The organism is Vagococcus sp. WN80Y, from assembly GCF_059621045.1.
In genome coordinates, this window is the sequence record NZ_JCAQHY010000018.1 from 1 (window position 1) to 564 (window position 564).

The 564-nt window shown below is 44.0% G+C and carries 1 protein-coding gene; it reads left to right on the forward strand.

Annotated features, from left to right (window positions below; all coding sequences use genetic code 11):
• The coding region (locus AC5KOD_RS02390) for a hypothetical protein (RefSeq protein WP_496912955.1) at positions 1–455 on the forward strand (455 nt) is incomplete at its 5' end.
• Positions 456–564: the final 109 nt, after the last annotated feature.

Genomic DNA, 564 nt, shown 5'->3' on the forward strand with positions numbered 1-564 from the left:
TTATCGTGGGAATTGTTTTAGGGTATTTTGGTTTAATTGAACCCAAGCCCATGGATAAATCAGCTTCGACGGGCATTCTTAATCTTGCGTTGTTTGCCAGCTTTATGAGTTCCTTTGCCTTGGCTACGTGGTCAATTGTAGTGGCCTTAATCGTCAAAATTGTCATTCTGATGGTGATTGCCTTAGTGGCGATTTTCCTCGCCACCTACTTTTTCGGCAAGCTTTTTGGTTACTCGCCTTATATGACCTTTGCGATTGGCCTGAACTGTTTCCTTGGTTTTCCTTTTAATTTTGCCTTAACGACCGAAGCCATCAAAGGCGCGACCAGTGACCAAGCCGAAGCCGATTATTTAACCGCCTATATGATGCCTAAAATGATCATCGCAGGCGTCGTTTCCGTTTCTCTTGTGTCAGCCATATTAGCAGGAATCTTCGCTGGCATTGCCTTTAACTAATTCGTTTCAAAGAAAAAAGGAGGATTCAAATGACCTATGATTTTATTACCAGTCGCGATCGTTTGGCCGACGGTTCAGCTAAATGGCGCCAAATGCGCGACAGTTATCC